Below are 15,191 nucleotides of genomic sequence, written 5' to 3'. Positions count from 1 at the left end.
GACATAGGCGACCAACAACGCAGGGCGGGCCTTTCCCCGACGGCGGACACATCCGACACGGATCGTAAGTGATTCAGCGAAACGAGTCCTACGTGTCTCCGTCAGCTCCGCGACTTGATCACTTCGTAGAGGGCTGTCCAGTTCTTGCTGCCGTGACCTGCGGCGATCGCGCGGTCGTAGTGCGACTTAACCGCGTTCGGCAGTTCGACGTCGATGCCGACCGTCTTACTGGTCCGCAGAATGTGGTCCGCCGTGGCACCCATCATTGCCGCCGTGCTGAGCTCGCCCGGGTGGTCGGCCGCCTCCAGCCGGCGGGCCAGCTCCAGCCCGTCGCCGATCATTGCCGGGATACCGGTAAGCGTTGTCAGGGCACCGGGCAGAAACTTCGCCGCCGGCACGCCGGCCGCGGTGATGAGCGCCGTGGCGTGGAGCAGACTCGACAGTGCGGTGAGGAACACGTCGAGGTTGGCTTGGTAGAAGAGCTGGGCCAGTCCCGGATCGTGACCGAGGTATCGCGGCTTGCCGATCATCCTCAGCACCGGTTCGTGCACGTCGAACACCTCCTTGGGCCCGCTGTAGAACACGTAAGCGTGTGGTGTGCCGACCGCGGGAGCGGGCACCATCACGCCACCCGTCACGAAGCTTGCGCCGTGTTTGGCGGCCCAGGCCGCCGCCTCGCGGGAGGCATCAGGCGTGTCCGAGCTGAGGTTGACGAGGACCTTGCCCCCTAGGACACCGGCCTGCTGCGGGTCTTCCACAACCGGGCCGAGGATGTCGTACATCGCCTGGTAGTCAGTGAGGCTGAGGATGGTCAGCTCGCCGGCAGCAACCGCGGCCGCGGGTGTGACCGCCCGCTGGGCGCCCTCTGCGACGAGTTCGTCGGCGCGGCTCGGCGTACGGTTCCACACGGTAACGGGATGCCCGGCCTTCATCAGGGTGGCGGCCATCGCCCTACCCATCGGGCCGAGGCCGATTACCGTCACGGGAGCGAGACGGCTGGTGCTGCTCATCGGGTGCTCCTCAGGTCCTCGAAGATGCGGGCGGTTCCTTGCTTGCCGAACCCAGCGGCGATCTGCCGGCGAACGATGTCGTGCACAGGCTTGAGCACTTCGACGTTGACGCTTTGGTCGATGCTCGCCCGTGTCAAAGCGGCGAGAGCGGTTTCGGTGAACTCCAGGCTCTGTTGGCCCTCGCCCGCATAGTCCTTGGCGTCGATGACGGCGGCGAAACCAGCGAGCCCCCCGGTCATGGCGGCGAGAAACGGAGTCGCCCATGTCGCGAACTCCGTTGCCGACACACCCTCCGAGCCGACCATCGCCGCGCCGTGCATGAAGCCGGCGAACATCGTGTACATGCCGGCGAGAAGCGCCATGTCGTAGAGCGAGGCCATGCCGGCGTCGGACCCGAAGTAGCTGCTCTCACCCCAGAGGTCGAGCAGTGCCCGGTGCTCCTCGAAGGCGGTGGCCGAGCCGCTGTAAAGGATCGCTGAACCAGGACTGCCAATCATCTGCGGGACGGCCATGATCGCGCCGTCGAGGTAGGTGATGCCGCGCTCGGCGGCCCACAAGGCGAGCTCGCGAGCCTGTTTCGGCGTCGTGGTGGTCAGGTTGATCACGGTACGCCCGGAGAGGCCAGCGGTGGCCGGATCCAGTACGTCATGCACCGACCGGTGGTCGAACAGGCAGGCGACGATCACTCCGTCGCCTGCGACCGCCTCTTTGACCGTGTCAGCAACGGTGGCGCCGCTCTCTCCGAGGGCCTGTGATCGATGCGGCGTGCGGTTCCAGATGGTGATCGAGTGGCCGGCGTCGAGTGCCGCAGCCGCCAGCGCGGTGCCCATCGCTCCCAATCCCAGGAACGTGGTTCTGGTGTTCATTCGGATCTTCCTTCGCTTCATGCGTTGGGTCTGGTTGGCGCGCCGCTCGTCATCCTCCGCGAGTACATTCCAATCGACAAGTACTCACTAATTTGTGCAATACTTACTAATTTGTAAGTATTAGAATTTAGGAGGATTGGATGACATCCAGCGCACGGCGCGGCCCATACATCTGTGGCATCGACGCCGCCATGGACGTGGTGTCGGGGAAGTGGAAGTCGCTGATCCTCTGGGAGTTGAACAACCACGGCACCCGCCGTTTCGGCGAGCTCAGACGCGGCCTGCCCGGCGTCAGCGAAAAGATGCTCATTCAGCACCTGCGGGAGATGGAGGAAGACGGGCTGATCCACCGCGAGGTATTCCGTGAAGTCCCGCCCAGGGTCGAGTACTCCCTGACCGAGTACGGCAGGTCACTCAACGAAGCCCTTCGCCCGTTGGGCGCGTGGGGCACCGAGCGACGCAAACGCCTCGCCGCCCAAACGCCGCAGGCGTCAGCGTGACCACCCGATATGAGCGAGCACCGCATCCATCTGGGCCCACGCTCGTAGGTGGAGAGGCCTTTCTCAACACTCCCTAGCCGATCGGATAGGCGTCTTCTCGCTCGTGACGGTCGGCGGGCAGCACGACGGCCAGCACGGCAAAGGGACACCTTCCCGGGTCCCGTACGGCCGCACAGACGTCGAGGACGGGCGTGCTCTTGGGCATGCCCAGCCGCTTGGCCTCGTCAGCCGTCGGCATCCGCGCAGTGATCTGCTCGATCACGTGGTCAAAGCGGACACCGTTGCGCCCCTGGATGTGAGGCTCTGTCTTCAGACTCCCGCGGACCCTGATCTCATCAGGCTCAACGCGGAGCCGCGCTGTCATCTCCGACTGCCGAAAGGTTGCGAGGAGGACCAGGGCGCGAAATCGGGGAGGAACCGCAGCGGCGAGCACGAACACCATGGAATGTGCCAAGGCGCAGGGACACGTCAAGCCGAGCTTGCCCCCTCCGTCGCCGGCCCGCTGCCGCTCCGCAGTGGGTCGACGGCAAGCGGGATGGGAGGTTGGCAGGAACTTGTGACTTATGGAGCAGGGGCGGTGACTTCACTCGCGGGACCACCCGGCCCGGCATGGCTACGCCGGGGCTAGATCAGGCCCTGGTCGGTCCAGATGACGCCCTTGTTGCGGCACAGGCAGAAGGGGTGGCCGATCGGGTCGGTGTAGACCCGCCAGCCGTAGCCGTCGGTACCGATTAAGTCCTGCTGCAGCGTCGCGCCGAGGTCGAGGACGCGGCGCTGCTCGGACTCGATCTCGTCCACTTCGAAGTCGAGGTGGAACTGCTTGGGGTGCTCGCTGTCGGGCCACTGCGGAGCGCGGTAGTCGTCCACCCGGATGAAGGCCAGCTCGACCTCACCGAACTTGATGCCGGCCCAGTTCTCGTGGCTGCCTTCCTTGATCGGGCGGCCCGTCACCTCGGAGTAGAAGGCCGCCAGCTTCATCGTGTCCGGGCAGTCGATGATGAAATCGGTGAGTTGCAGCATCCCGCGATCTTGGCACAAGATCAATGGACGGTACGTTCGGACCTCGATGCATTGCGGTCAGCGGTGTCTTGACATCGAGACTTCGTGCCAGATGCGTGCCAGATCGAACGGCGATCAGCGGGGACTCACGGTCACTCCACGATCGCAGAGCTGCAGACCCGTTTTCCAGGTCACGGGGGAAGATCACTAGCCGATTCCCAAGCTGACAAGCGCAGGTTCAATTCCCGTCGGCCGCACCACACACGAATGCCCAGGCAGGGAGCATTCCCGACCCGAGTATTGATCTTTTCTGACGCCATTTCGAGCGCTCACTGGCGTCGCAGCGGTTGTTACTCAATTGGAGTGCCGCTCTGCGAGTTCGCGTGCCCTGGAGCGGACGCGAGCGATCCCCGTCGGGCTGTTGAACGCGGCGTAGGGCGGCCAGAGGAAGACCAGGACGGCGAGTTCTTCCGCCACCAGGGCGCGTTCCAGAAGGCCGCGGTCGCCGGGGCGATGGTCCAAGTAGGCATCGATCAGCACCCGGGGCACGACCGTGCCTGAGGGGGTTGCGCGCACACTGAGGAAGGCCAGGTCGGAGACAGGCCGGCCGACTCCGGCCGACTGCCAGTCGCAAAAGACCGGCGAGCCCGCGGCGTACACGATGTTGTCGGTGTGGCAGTCCCCATGGACGAAGACCGGCGGTAGCGCACTGATCTGATCCCGGAGTTCGGCACGACGGGCGATGAGCTCGGAAAGCTGGGGAAGCGGGGCCGCCCAGAAGGCGGTGATCTCCGTGAGGTTCGGGGTGGCGAGGGCCTCCAGCAGCGCATCGGGCCGGTTCCAGTCGCCAGCTGTCGGCAGAGGCATGCTGTGCAGGGCCGCCAGGTGCCTGCCCAGGCTGGTCCACATGCCCGGCGTCCATGACGGGGCGTCTTGAGGCTGGCCCGCCGCCGCGAGAAGTACGGCCACGCCCTCCTCGGTGTCCAGAAAGTTGAGGAGGCGTGGGGTGCACACGGGGGCGGTCGGTGCGAGGTACCGGTAGAAGCGCAGCTCCCGCCGGGCAGCCGCCAGCGCCTGAGCACCCAGCGTGGCCGGAGTCGCCTTGAGGTACGCGGCCTCGCCGTTGATCGTCCGCACGACATGGACACCGGCGCCGGACCGGGACTCGACCCGCGCGTCGTATCGCTCGGCGACCACGCGAAATTCTCGTAGCGCCAATTCCACGAGTTCGCTCGGCACGAGAACAGCTCCTTCTTGAGGCGTGCGTGGGCGACCCTGCCTGATGCGTTACTAGATCACGTGCCAGATTGCCGGTGATCAGCGGTGTCCCACGCGGACTCACAGTTATCTCAGTCCAGCGCTGCCACGACCTCGGCCGTCGTACAGACGGTAGCGATACGCGGGAAGATGTAGTCGAAGGCGAACTCATGGGCGCGCGCGTCGAGTGCCGTGACAGCGTCCTCGGGCAGGATCACCTTGAAGCCGAACTCGTCGGCGAAACGCGCGGTCTGCTCGACGCCGAAGTTCGTGGCGATCCCGGTGATGATCAGGGTGTCGATGGTGTGCTTACGCAGCGCCTCCTCCAGCCCGGTGTTGTGGAATGCACCCCAGGTGCGCTTCACGATCTCCAGGTCGCCGAGTACCCCTTCCACCAGCTCGCTGCCCGGTGGCTGCTCCGCAACGCCTGGCCGCTCGACCCGCACGGAGACGACCAGACCGCCCGCCTTTCGCACTGCGTCGGCCAGAGCGAGGGAGCGGGCGACCACGGTAGGTCCGGAATGTGGTGCCGTGGGCTGCTCAACGATGCGTGTCATCAGGTCGATAAGGAGCAATGCGGTGCGGCGGGGATCCAGTTTTTCCATGATCGGCATCGTAGCGATCGAAGTCGGCCTTCGACCTTGTGGACCTGGACCTGGACCTGGACCACGATCGCCATCGCTTGGTGGCGGGCCGGCGAGGCGGCAGCATCGGGCTGAACGCGGCAGGCCGACGACTCGTGGGTGAGTGGGCCTTGATCTCTTTGAGGCTGTTTCTCACTCGCGTGCCAGATCAGTTGCCCTTGACTCAAGTCACAGCGTGTCGAGGAATGCGCGCACCGTTGCAGCGAACCCGGCGGGATCGGTCTCGTGCACGGTGTGTCCGGTCGCGAGTTCATCGAGGTGGGTGTTGGGACGGCGGACTGCCATCTCCTTGGCGTGTTCCGCGGTGAGTGTGTCGCTTCGGGTGCCGTGGATGAGCAGGGCGGGGCAGTCGGTCGCCAGCCAGTCGTCCCAGTGGTTGCCGTTGACCTGGCCGACGGAGGTGACCATGTCCTGTGGGCGGAAGGCCAGGCCCCAGCCGTCGGGGTATTCGCGGATGGCGTCGCACTGCCCACCCGTATGAGCAGACCCACGGTGCAACAGCCCCCCACGGACAGACTCGGCGCTATTCGTCATCGGCCGAACATCCGATCCAGTTCCTGAACCCTCCTGCTGACGGCGGTCGCGGAAAACGGGTGGATCTTGTGGATGGTGGTCGCCTAGCTTGGGTTCTCACCCCAAACGTGAGGACTTCGCGCGCATGACGCCGCCTGCTCTTTAGACCTGACACTTCCCTGCGCATCGGTCGCCGACGACGCCGTCGGCTCTGTTTCCCATGCTCTTCGTCAGGTCTTCAGAGAGATCATGTCTTCACATCCTCATATCGTGCTGCCCTGGGCGGTGCGGCGCACCCGCCTGCCTCTGCTCGCCCTCCGGTGCGTGGCCTGCCCTTCCGGCCGCGCCACCATCGGCAACGGCAGATTCCGCATCAACGCCAACGGCAAACTTCTCGACGTCTGGCTCCTGGTCAACTGCGTTTCCTGTGGCTGGACCAGCAAGCTCACCGTCCACGATCGCGTCCCGGTCCGCTCACTGCCCGCTGACCTTCTGGCCGGTTACTCGGCCAACTCGCCTTCCCTCGTCGTGGATACCCTTCTCGACACGTTGATCGCCCGGCGCAACCGGTTCACGCTCGATTGGGACGGGTGCTGGGAACTCCACGCACCTCCCGTTCCCGAGGATCCGTGGCCTCTTCAGATCACGGTCATCTTCGACGATCCCGTGCCAGTCCGTCCCGAGCGGCTCATCGCTCATGGATTAGGCATCAGCCGCAATGAGATCGCTCGCAGAGTAAAGATCGATATCCCGCTGAACCGCAGGACGAAACTGGATTTCTCATTCGTCCTGGTGTGGTCGGTTCAGTAGGTCCAGGTGTCGGTGCGATGCTCTCCGCCAAGGCAGAAAACGGCTGTGCCGGGTTCTGCCTTGGCAGTCGGGGTCGCCGCGACTCTGTAACGCCCGGTGGCGGCACGAGAGTGCGTCGCGGGCTAAATGCCGCTACAGATTCCCGTCGCGCTCTCTTCAGCCCGGTAGCGGAAAGAAATCACTGAGCGCGTCCCGAATGCTTTTCCCCAGATCTGTGTGAGCATCGCCGCCTTCCAAAGATGCGACATAAGCTTTCTGATCAGCAGGGCGTCCGCGTCAGCCATCGCTCAGGGGCCGCTCTGACGGGCGAAACGCGGGTCGGAGGGATCGGCTGCGTCGCAGCGAGAGATTTCTCCGGGGCCGTGTCGATCCGCGGGCCGCTCGTTCGACGTGTGGGTGCGAGGGCCGAGAGGCGGCCCCGCCGGACGAGGAGAACGCGATGCCGAAGTACCTGCTGATCATGCGGGGCACCGACGAGTCGAACGCGGCCATGATGGCCGACATCGACGAGATGATGGCCACGACCCGCCAGTTCATCGAGGAGATGGTCAAGGCCGGCGTTCTCCTCGCGGCGGAAGGGCTGGACGATCCGGGCCAGGGCGTCGTGGTCGACTTCAGCGGCGAGACCCCGGTGGTCACGGACGGGCCGTACGGCGAGACCAAGGAACTGTTCGGGGGCTTCTTCCTGCTCGATGTCGCCTCGAAACAGGAGGCGGTCGAGTGGGCCAAGCGGGTCCCGGCGGCCCCCGGGTCCAAGATCGAGGTCCGGCGGGTGCCCGAGAGCGACGAGGTCCCGCAGGTCGACGAGTGATCATCAAGGACCGGACCGGGCACGAGAGCAACGGCCAGATCTGATGGGTACGGCCGATGTCGAGGCCGTCTGGCGGATCGAGTCGGCGCGGATCGTCGCCGCGCTGACCCGGTTCACCGGCGATTTCGGGCTGGCCGAGGACGCGGCCCAGGAGGCGGTGGCCGAGGCGCTGGTGTCGTGGCCGCTCGCCTCTCCGGCGAATCCGGCCGGCTGGCTGATGGCCACGGCCCGGCGGCGGGCGATCGACGCGATCCGCCGCCGGACCGCCCTCCATGACCGATACGCCCTGCTGGCGGCCGACTCGGCGGTCGACGAAGAAATCGATCCCGACAAGATCGACGACGTGCTGGCGCTGATGTTCATCAGCTGCCACCCGGTGCTCTCCCCCGAGGCCCGGGTGGCGCTGACCCTGCGCGTGGTCGCCGGCCTGTCCAGCGAGGAGATCGCCCGCGCGTTCCTCGTATCCGTGCCGACCGTGCAGGCCCGCATCACCCGGGGCAAGAAGACGATCGCGGCGGCCGGGGTGCCGTTCGAGCTGCCGCCGGCCGCCGAGCGCCGGGAGCGGCTGGGCGGCGTGCTCAGCGTCATCTACGTGATCTTCACCGAGGGGTCGACGGCCACGTCGGGCGACCGGCTGCTACGCCCCGACGTCGCGTACGAGGCGATCCGGCTGGCCCGCACGCTGGCCGCGCTGCAACCGGCCGAGCCGGAGGTGCACGGCCTGCTCGCGCTGTGCGAGCTGACGGCCGCGCGCTTCCCGGCCCGGACCGGCCCGGACGGCTCGCCGATCCTGCTCGAGGACCAGGACCGGCGGCGGTGGGACATCTCGGCGATCCGCCGTGGGCTGACCGCGCTGTCCAAGGCATCGACTCGCGGCCTCGGCGCCTACGGCCTGCAGGCCGCGATCGCCGCCACCCACGCGTCGGCGCCCTCGGTCGAGGCGACCGACTGGGACCGGATCGTGGTGCTCTACGAGGCACTCGGCCGGGTCGCGCCCTCGCCGGTGGTCGAGCTCAACCGGGCCGTCGCGGTGGCCATGGCCTCGGGACCGGCGCAAGCCCTGGCCATCGTGGACGAGCTGATCGCCTCGGACCGGCTCCCCGGTTCGCATTTGGTGCCGACCGTACGCGGTGAACTGCTGGCCCGGCTCGGACGGCGACCGGAGGCGCGCGCCGAGCTGGAGCTGGCGGCCCGGCTGTGCGCCAACCAGCGCGAACGCTCAGTGCTGCTGCGCAAGGCGGCCACGCTGGGCTGACTTCTCCAGCTCGGCCGGCCGGGACTCAAGCGCGGCCCGGATGCCGTCGATCGCGTCGGCCACGTCGGCCGAATCCCTGAACGCGGACGGCGGGAGCGCGGCGAACCCGGGGAGAAACTCGCCCACGATCGGCGCGTAGACCTCGTCCGGGACCGGCCGTGGCCCAGGTGCTTTGTCCGGCCGGGGTGGATCCTCCCCGTGCTCGACCTTGCCGCCGCCTGACGCCTCGGCAGGTCGGAGCAGGTGCCGATCGCTTGTCCGTTTTACGAACATCGCTGTCCGCTGTGAGCATGTCGCGGCGAGCACCGGCTTCCTAGTGTCGATGTCGACCACGAAGTGTCGATTTCGATCACGACAGGAGGACGCGATGACCGTGACCACGATCGATCTGCGAACCCTCGCCGGCCACTACGCCGAGCACGGGTACGTCCTGGTGAAGGGCCTTCTGACCAGGGATGAGGCGGCGGCGTACCGCCGGGTCGCCCATGACCTGCTCGAGCAGCAGGACCGAGACGAGGACCCGACCTGGGGTTCGGCGGCTGAGCTCGCGGCCGGTGCGCCGACGCGGCTGCAGCACCTGCATGACGCGCAGTTCTACGCGGCGGCGTTCTCCCGGTTGCTGGTGGATGAGCGGTTCACCTCCGTCGCCGCGGCCGTGCTGGGGGTGCCGAACGTACAGCTGCACCACACCAAACTGTTCGTGAAACCGCCGGAGAACGGCTCGCCGTTCCCGCTGCACCAGGACCACCCTTTCTTCCCCCACACCCATCATCGGGTCGGCGCCGCGATATTCCACCTGGACGACGCGCCGGAGCACAAGGGCTGCGTCCGCGTCGTGCCGGGCAGCCACCTCCAGGGGCCGCGGGAGCACGACCCCGAGGATGGCCATCACCTCACCGACGTACCGTTCGAGGCCGCGATGCCACTGCCCGCGGAGGCGGGGGACGTGCTGTTCTTCTCCTACCTGACCGTTCACGGCTCGGGTGTGAACGTCAGCGACGAGGCCAGGACCACCTGGCTGGTGCAGTTCCGCGACCCGGCCGACCCGCCGGCGATCCAGGCGCACGACTCGTCACTGGGGCAGGGCATGATGCTGTCGGGAGTGGACCCGACAGGCAGGAGACAGGCTTGAGCTTGGCGGACGTGGCCGGTGCCGGTCGGCTGCCCGACCTGACCGGCCTGCTGGACACCTGCCAGGTCGGAGGGTTCAGGGCTGACTTCGTCAGCTGGGGGTTCTACACCAAGCCCGCCTGGCGCAACTACTGGCACCGGCACTCCTTCCACGAGGTTTGCCTGGCCTACACCGGTGCAGGCCGGTTCAGCGTCGGCGGGGAACACCATGACGTCGGCACCGGTGAGGTGTTCCTGGCCAGGCCGGGTGATGTGCACGAGATCGAGTCGAGCCGGGAGGACCCGCTCGGCATCGCCTTCTGGGGCTTCACTCTGCGGGGCGGCCGGGAGGCTCCGGGTCCGGACGAGCGTGGCTGGTGGTCCGGCCTCACCGACCCCGCCGGTCCCGTGGTGTCGCGCCGTACCGGCTCGCTGGCCGAGGTCGTCACCGCACTCGCCGGGTACGCCGACCCGGTGCGGTCCGGGTACGACGCCGGCCTGGCCGGTCTCGGCGCCGCGCTGGTAGTGGACACCGCCAGGGCGTTCGCGAACGAGGACGACCTGCAGGTCGAGCCGCCTCCCAGGGACCGGCCGTCCCAGGTGGTGGTGGCGGCGATGCGGCGGCACCTCGCCGACAACCTGTGCCGGCCGGTCAGGGTCAGGGATGTGGCCGCCACCGTCCACCTGTCCGAACGGCACGCCGAGCGGCTGTTTCGCGAGCAGACAGGCGCGTCCCTGATGGCGACCCTGCGCAGGATGCGGCTCGAGCTGGCCGCCGCCCTGCTGCTGGACACGGGTCCCACGGTGACGGAGGTGGCCAGGGCGTGCGGCTATCCCGACGTCCGCGCCTTCAGCACGGCTTTCCGCCGCCTGCACGGACACTCACCGCTTGAGCACCGCGCCCGCAGCGGAACCCTGCACCTGTAGCGATCTCCAAAGCGGGCCGGCGCCTACCCACGGGGTGCCGACGGATCATTGGGTAGGGGGTTGGGCCCGCAACGAAACCGGATCGCACGCTAAGCCGGTTCGGGCAGTTCAGTGATGGTGTCCAAAGCCGCATGCAAGCAGGCCGCACCGCCGTACCGGTTCCAATAGATGACACCCGTCGGCGCCTCGATGCCTGACCAGGCCTACTTGTGAACACCCCTGTCTCGACCTCGTGGTCAGGCCCGCGACGTGGCCGGCATGCCGTTCGGGTCAGCCTCTGACTGGAGCGGCTGTCTGTCTGACCGATCCTGCCCGCGGTTGTCCCGTCGGGGGTCCTCCGGCGTTCAATCGACGTGTCGCGGATGTCGCGGCTGATGGAGCGCCAGGAAGGTACGGCAGATGACCGAGTTTGTGACTCTCGACGGCGGGCGGATCGCCTGCGATGTGATCGGTGATGGCCCATTGGTGGTGCTCTCGCATGGCATTGGTAGCGGGCGGCACGACTATCGCCATCTCGTACCGTTGCTGGCCGCCGCGGGCTACCGCGTGGTGAACGTGGACATGCGCGGGCACGGAGAGTCCAGCCTCGACTGGCCGTCGGTGACCGGGAAGGCCGCCATCGGCCGCACCGATGTCGCCGGTGACCTGCTCGGGGTCATCCGGTACTTCGGCGGACCCGCGGTGATCGTCGGGCACTCGTTGTCCGGCGGCGCCGCCACCATCGCCGCGGCTCAGGCGCCGGAACTCGTCACCGCGATCGTGGAGATCAACCCGGTCACCAAGTCCCAGCGGCTGGATGTCGGCGCGTTGTTCACTGTTCGGCGGTACCGCCGGGGTGTGACGCGGTTGATGGGGACGCTGCTGTTGAAGTCCCCGAGGTCGTGGCGCAGCTACCTCGATGTCGCCTATCCCGGCAAGCCGGATGAGTGCCGTCGTCATATCGACGGCCTGATGACGGCACTCCGACAGCCCGGCCGATGGGAGGAGTTCATGAAGACCGGCAAGACCACTCCGGCCGACGCCGAGGCGCATCTGCCTGGGGTACGGTGTCCCGCGCTAGTGATCATGGGCTCCGAGGACCCGGACTTCCCTGACCCGGTGGCCGAAGGCGAGGCGATCGTCGCGGCCATGCCTCCCGGCATCGGCCGGGTCGCCGTCGTCGACGGCGGGCACTACCCACACTCGCAGTTCGGCGATCAAGTCGCCGAATTGATCATTCCCTTCCTGCGGAATCATGCCGGTAAGCCGGTGCGGCAGGTTGGGTGATCGGCCCGGCCTACCGGTCTCGTGATTCACCGGGTGAGCTGTTCCACCACGATCACACGCGTGCGACAGTCATGCCGGATTACGGCAAAGCCCTTGATAACCACCAAAATAGGGACATGCCAGCGCTTCGCACCGTTGTCCTCGTGGTCTACGACGGCATTCAGCTGATCGAGCTGGCCGGCCCGATGGACATCTTCGGTGCGGCGAACACCGCGACCGGAACCACGGTCTACCGTCTGGTGACGGCGTCGCCGCGTGCCGGTGTCGTCACCGTCGACAATGGCCTGACGGTGCAGGTCGAGCACTCACTGCGGGAGATGGCGTCCGGCAACGACGAGATCGACACGATGATCGTGATCGGCGGCAACGGGGTCTTCGACCCGACGGTGTCCGCCGAGGTGGTCCGGGAGCTTCCGGCACTCGCTCGGCGGTCGCGCCGCGTGGCCTCGGTCTGCGCAGGCTCACTGCTCCTGGCCGCGGCCGGGCTGCTCGACGGCTACCGTGCGACGACACATTGGCAGTCGACCCGGCTGCTCGCCGAGCGTTTCCCACGCGTGCTCGTCGAACCGGACCGGATCTATGTGCGCGACCGGAACCGGTGGACCTCGGCGGGGGTGACCGCCGGCATCGATCTCGCGCTGGCCCTGGTCGAGGACGACCACGGCACCGAGGTGGCACAGTTGATCGCCCGCTGGTTCGTCGTCTTCACGCGAAGGCCCGGGGGCCAGGCACAGTTCAGTACCCAACTGCGTGCGCAGCCCGCACGGACCCCAGCGATCCGGGCTGTACAGCAATGGCTGCCCGACCACCTGGGAGAAGATCTGAGCGTGGCCGTGCTGGCACGACGGGCGGGAATGAGCGAGCGGAGCTTCGCCCGTGCCTTCCGCGCCGAAACCGGCAGCACCCCGGGCGCCTTCGTGGAAAGCCTGCGTGTCGAAGCGGCCCGCCGCCTGCTGGAGACGACGGACCTGACCGTCGGCGTCATCGCCAGGACGGTCGGCTACAAACACGGCGAGACACTGCACCGGGTCTTCGCCCGGCACCTGACCACCACCCCGGAGCGATATCGGCAACACTTCTCGAACAACGCCTCGACCTGACCACGGCGCAATATCGAGTGCTCTGATTCCCATGGCCCGGAGCAGGAAGGGCTGCTCGGCGCACGCCTTTCACGAACTGGTTCCCTCTCCGGCAACCGGAATGGGCGGCCGCCATCCGGCTACCGTTGCTCCGCATGACCCACACCGAGATCGAGATCAGCGCGGAGCTCGTCCGGGATCTGCTGCGCGACCAGCACCCCGACCTGGCCGATCGCCCGTTGCGGCTCGGCGCACGTGGCTGGGACAACCAGCTCTGGCGGCTCGGTGACGACCTCGCCGTCCGGTTGCCCTGGGCGACGCAGTCTGCGGACGCGCTGCTGCGTAAAGAGCACACCTGGCTGCCCGTCCTCGCCCCGCGCCTTCCTCTGCCGGTTCCGGTCCCGCAGCGTCTCGGCGAGCCCTCCGCTCTGTTTCCACGACCCTGGATCGTCACCACGTGGGTGCCGGGGGAGCCTGCCGACCGCGCCCCCGTGACGCGCGCTGCCGAGGCGGCCGACGTCCTGGCCGCCTTCCTGACGGCTTTGCACCAACCCGCCCCCGATCAGGCGCCTGCTGGCCGGGACCGCGGAGGGCCGCTGGCCGACTACTCCGAGGGGTTCGTCAAGGGGCTCGCGTCGGCCACCGAGATGGGGTTGATCCCCGACCCGGACGCCGTCCGCGCGGTCTGGGACGACGCCGTCGCCGCGCCGGACTGGGCCGGCCCGGCGCTATGGCTCCACGGCGACCTGCATCCGGCCAACGTCCTCACCGCGGACGGCACCATCTGCGGCGTGATCGACTTCGGCGACCTCTTCGCGGGCGATCCGGCCGGCGACCTCGCCGCCGCCTGGAGCCTGCTGCCGGACGGCGCCGCCGACCGCTTTTATGACACCTACCAGCCGGCCCCGGACGCCGCGACCCTGCGCCGCGCCCGCGGATGGGCGGTACGCCGCGCCCTCGGCGGCATCCATATCGGAGAAGCCGGCGTCCGCGGCCGCCCAGGCGGCAAGGCCACGTGGGGCCCACCCGCCCACGCCACACTGCGACGCCTCATCGCAACCGCCCATCGCTGATCAACCGCTCGATTCAGGGGGCCAGCACGACCCGGCCGAACACCTCACCCGCATCCATCTTCCGGTGGGCCAGCACCGCCTGGTCCAGCGGCAGCACTTCGTGCACGACCGTGCGCAGGTCCCCATGTACGGCATCCGCGAACTGGGACGACCGCACGGCCTGCCTGTCGGGGGCGGGCACGCTATCGGAGCTGAAGGTGGCGAACGACAGCGACTTGCGGAAGGCATCCATCAGTCGCATGCCGAAGTCCGCCGGCGGCTGCCCGCCGACTACGCCGACGGCCACGAACCGCCCGTTGGCGTTCAACCTGTCCAGCAAAAGGGGAAGCTGGGGACCGCCCACCACATCGATGACCACGTCGAAGCCCGACGGTGCGTCCGAGCCGCCGCCCTCGCCGGAGCGGTCGAGGACATGAGTCGCGCCCAGGTCCCTCAGGCGGGCGCCGCGCTCCGCCGATGAGGTGGTCACCACCACCGCGCCCGCGCCGCCCCTGGCTGCGAGCTGGACCGCCGTGATCCCGATGCTCCCCGCCGCACCGCGCACGAGAACCGCCTCGCCGGGCGCGAAACGAGCGCGGTCGAGGGCGAAGTGGGCGACCACGCCGGAGCCGCCGAGAGTCACCGCGTCGGCGCCGGTCAGGCCGTCGGGCAGCGGAAGGACGTCCTGAACCGCGGCGACGGCCTGCTCGGCGTACCCACCGGACAGACCGGTGAACGCCCACACCCGCCGACCTATCCACGAGGCGTCCACGCCGTCTCCCACGGCGGTGACGCTTCCCGCGACCTCGCTGCCGAGGAGATGGCCCTCCCGGAAGCCGTAGGCAGCGAGGGTTCCCCGGCGAATCACGGCGTCCACGCCGCCTACCCCGATCGCCTCCGTGGCAATCCGCACCTGCCCGGCGGCAGGAACGGGCACGGGCAGGTCGACCACCTCCAGACCGTCGGGGTTTCCGAATGTCCTGATCAAGACGGCTTTCATTTGCACTCCTCGGGTCCGTGGAGGGACGGGTCACAGCTGCGACGGCCGTGGGCGGCGAACCGGCTCCCACAGCCGAGACATCACCGGCGAAG

General features: G+C 67.9%; 17 protein-coding genes and 1 pseudogene. 9 read left to right on the top strand and 9 right to left on the bottom strand.

Features of this window, described 5'->3' with window-relative positions; translation table 11 throughout:
* Nucleotides 1-101: 101 nt before the first annotated feature.
* Complete coding sequence (locus tag Pph01_RS23180; RefSeq protein ID WP_204075250.1) at nucleotides 102-1,010, bottom strand: NAD(P)-dependent oxidoreductase; 909 nt, start codon at nucleotides 1,008-1,010, stop codon at nucleotides 102-104.
* Nucleotides 1,007-1,876 (bottom strand): NAD(P)-dependent oxidoreductase, encoded by an 870-nt coding sequence (locus Pph01_RS23175; RefSeq protein ID WP_204075249.1) that lies wholly within the window; start codon nucleotides 1,874-1,876, stop codon nucleotides 1,007-1,009. Before Pph01_RS23175 ends, Pph01_RS23180 begins: the two co-directional genes overlap by 4 nt.
* Nucleotides 1,877-2,016: 140 nt before the next feature.
* On the opposite strand from Pph01_RS23175, the gene Pph01_RS23170 reads away from it, so the two are divergent.
* Nucleotides 2,017-2,376 carry a winged helix-turn-helix transcriptional regulator gene (locus Pph01_RS23170; protein WP_239116942.1) on the top strand — a complete coding sequence of 120 codons (360 nt, stop codon included), beginning with the start codon at nucleotides 2,017-2,019 and terminating at the stop codon, nucleotides 2,374-2,376.
* A 73-nt stretch (nucleotides 2,377-2,449) separates the two neighbouring features.
* Here the strand turns inward: Pph01_RS23170 and Pph01_RS43405 are convergent, their stop codons facing one another.
* From Pph01_RS43405 to Pph01_RS23145, 5 genes are all read right to left on the bottom strand, one after another.
* Complete coding sequence (locus tag Pph01_RS43405) at nucleotides 2,450-2,740, bottom strand: UTRA domain-containing protein (RefSeq protein WP_275412862.1); 291 nt, start codon at nucleotides 2,738-2,740, stop codon at nucleotides 2,450-2,452.
* Between the two features lie 260 nt (nucleotides 2,741-3,000).
* Nucleotides 3,001-3,396: a VOC family protein gene (locus Pph01_RS23160; RefSeq protein WP_204075247.1), complete on the bottom strand. Its 396-nt coding sequence runs from the start codon at nucleotides 3,394-3,396 to the stop codon at nucleotides 3,001-3,003.
* Nucleotides 3,397-3,729: 333 nt separating this feature from the next.
* The gene (locus Pph01_RS23155) at nucleotides 3,730-4,614 is read right to left on the bottom strand and encodes a phosphotransferase family protein (protein WP_204075246.1); all 885 of its coding nucleotides are present in this window, start codon (nucleotides 4,612-4,614) and stop codon (nucleotides 3,730-3,732) included.
* Between the two features lie 110 nt (nucleotides 4,615-4,724).
* Entirely contained in the window at nucleotides 4,725-5,237 is a 513-nt protein-coding gene (locus Pph01_RS23150; protein WP_204075245.1) for an isochorismatase family protein, read from the bottom strand.
* 207 nt (nucleotides 5,238-5,444) lie between these two features.
* On the bottom strand, nucleotides 5,445-5,774 hold the full coding sequence (locus tag Pph01_RS23145) for an alpha/beta fold hydrolase (protein WP_204075244.1): 330 nt from the start codon (nucleotides 5,772-5,774) through the stop codon (nucleotides 5,445-5,447).
* A 285-nt stretch (nucleotides 5,775-6,059) separates the two neighbouring features.
* On the opposite strand from Pph01_RS23145, the gene Pph01_RS23140 reads away from it, so the two are divergent.
* The 3 genes and pseudogenes from Pph01_RS23140 (at nucleotide 6,060) to Pph01_RS23130 (ending at nucleotide 8,665) form a co-directional block, all read left to right on the top strand.
* The gene (locus tag Pph01_RS23140; RefSeq protein WP_239116941.1) at nucleotides 6,060-6,599 is read left to right on the top strand and encodes a DUF1062 domain-containing protein; all 540 of its coding nucleotides are present in this window, start codon (nucleotides 6,060-6,062) and stop codon (nucleotides 6,597-6,599) included.
* Between the two features lie 439 nt (nucleotides 6,600-7,038).
* Nucleotides 7,039-7,454 (top strand): annotated as a pseudogene (locus Pph01_RS23135) (YciI family protein).
* Complete coding sequence (locus tag Pph01_RS23130) at nucleotides 7,454-8,665, top strand: RNA polymerase sigma factor (protein WP_204075241.1); 1,212 nt, start codon at nucleotides 7,454-7,456, stop codon at nucleotides 8,663-8,665. The pseudogene Pph01_RS23135 and the gene Pph01_RS23130 overlap by 1 nt, the downstream one beginning before the upstream one ends.
* Here Pph01_RS23130 and Pph01_RS23125 read toward each other — a convergent pair.
* A complete protein-coding gene (locus tag Pph01_RS23125) occupies nucleotides 8,630-8,791 on the bottom strand; it encodes a hypothetical protein (RefSeq protein ID WP_204075240.1) in 162 nt (53 codons plus the stop codon). The two genes, Pph01_RS23130 and Pph01_RS23125, sit on opposite strands and share 36 nt — an antisense overlap.
* A 241-nt stretch (nucleotides 8,792-9,032) precedes the next feature.
* Between Pph01_RS23125 and Pph01_RS23120 the strand changes: the two genes are divergently transcribed.
* The 5 genes from Pph01_RS23120 to Pph01_RS23100 all read left to right on the top strand — a co-directional run bounded on the left by Pph01_RS23120 (nucleotide 9,033) and on the right by Pph01_RS23100 (nucleotide 14,120).
* Nucleotides 9,033-9,797, top strand: coding sequence for a phytanoyl-CoA dioxygenase family protein (locus Pph01_RS23120; protein WP_204075239.1), 765 nt, complete (start codon nucleotides 9,033-9,035; stop codon nucleotides 9,795-9,797).
* Nucleotides 9,794-10,702 carry a helix-turn-helix domain-containing protein gene (locus tag Pph01_RS23115; protein WP_204075238.1) on the top strand — a complete coding sequence of 303 codons (909 nt, stop codon included), beginning with the start codon at nucleotides 9,794-9,796 and terminating at the stop codon, nucleotides 10,700-10,702. Before Pph01_RS23120 ends, Pph01_RS23115 begins: the two co-directional genes overlap by 4 nt.
* Nucleotides 10,703-11,101: 399 nt before the next feature.
* A complete protein-coding gene (locus tag Pph01_RS23110) occupies nucleotides 11,102-11,968 on the top strand; it encodes an alpha/beta fold hydrolase (protein WP_204075237.1) in 867 nt (288 codons plus the stop codon).
* Nucleotides 11,965-13,068 carry a GlxA family transcriptional regulator gene (locus Pph01_RS23105; RefSeq protein ID WP_239116940.1) on the top strand — a complete coding sequence of 368 codons (1,104 nt, stop codon included), beginning with the start codon at nucleotides 11,965-11,967 and terminating at the stop codon, nucleotides 13,066-13,068. Before Pph01_RS23110 ends, Pph01_RS23105 begins: the two co-directional genes overlap by 4 nt.
* 134 nt (nucleotides 13,069-13,202) lie before the next feature.
* Nucleotides 13,203-14,120 carry an aminoglycoside phosphotransferase family protein gene (locus tag Pph01_RS23100; RefSeq protein ID WP_204075236.1) on the top strand — a complete coding sequence of 306 codons (918 nt, stop codon included), beginning with the start codon at nucleotides 13,203-13,205 and terminating at the stop codon, nucleotides 14,118-14,120.
* 13 nt (nucleotides 14,121-14,133) lie between these two features.
* Here Pph01_RS23100 and Pph01_RS23095 read toward each other — a convergent pair whose 3' ends face one another.
* Complete coding sequence (locus tag Pph01_RS23095) at nucleotides 14,134-15,099, bottom strand: zinc-dependent alcohol dehydrogenase family protein (protein ID WP_204075235.1); 966 nt, start codon at nucleotides 15,097-15,099, stop codon at nucleotides 14,134-14,136.
* Nucleotides 15,100-15,191 lie beyond the last annotated feature (92 nt).

It is taken from the genome of Planotetraspora phitsanulokensis, assembly GCF_016863295.1.
GTDB lineage: Bacteria > Actinomycetota > Actinomycetes > Streptosporangiales > Streptosporangiaceae > Planotetraspora > Planotetraspora phitsanulokensis.
This window is presented reverse-complemented; position numbering and strand designations above follow the sequence as displayed.

Bases quoted from the DNA above. Each gene is read 5' to 3' on its own strand.
- Pph01_RS23175 (WP_204075249.1), bottom strand. From the start codon at position 1,876: ATGAACACCAGAACCACGTTCCTGGGATTGGGAGCGATGGGCACCGCG.
- Pph01_RS23180 (WP_204075250.1), bottom strand. From the start codon at position 1,010: ATGAGCAGCACCAGCCGTCTCGCTCCCGTGACGGTAATCGGCCTCGGC.
- Pph01_RS23150 (WP_204075245.1), bottom strand. From the start codon at position 5,237: ATGGAAAAACTGGATCCCCGCCGCACCGCATTGCTCCTTATCGACCTG.
- Pph01_RS43405 (WP_275412862.1), bottom strand. From the start codon at position 2,740: ATGACAGCGCGGCTCCGCGTTGAGCCTGATGAGATCAGGGTCCGCGGG.
- Pph01_RS23110 (WP_204075237.1), top strand. From the start codon at position 11,102: ATGACCGAGTTTGTGACTCTCGACGGCGGGCGGATCGCCTGCGATGTG.
- Pph01_RS23095 (WP_204075235.1), bottom strand. From the start codon at position 15,099: ATGAAAGCCGTCTTGATCAGGACATTCGGAAACCCCGACGGTCTGGAG.
- Pph01_RS23160 (WP_204075247.1), bottom strand. From the start codon at position 3,396: ATGCTGCAACTCACCGATTTCATCATCGACTGCCCGGACACGATGAAG.
- Pph01_RS23120 (WP_204075239.1), top strand. From the start codon at position 9,033: ATGACCGTGACCACGATCGATCTGCGAACCCTCGCCGGCCACTACGCC.
- Pph01_RS23130 (WP_204075241.1), top strand. From the start codon at position 7,454: ATGGGTACGGCCGATGTCGAGGCCGTCTGGCGGATCGAGTCGGCGCGG.
- Pph01_RS23100 (WP_204075236.1), top strand. From the start codon at position 13,203: ATGACCCACACCGAGATCGAGATCAGCGCGGAGCTCGTCCGGGATCTG.
- Pph01_RS23170 (WP_239116942.1), top strand. From the start codon at position 2,017: ATGACATCCAGCGCACGGCGCGGCCCATACATCTGTGGCATCGACGCC.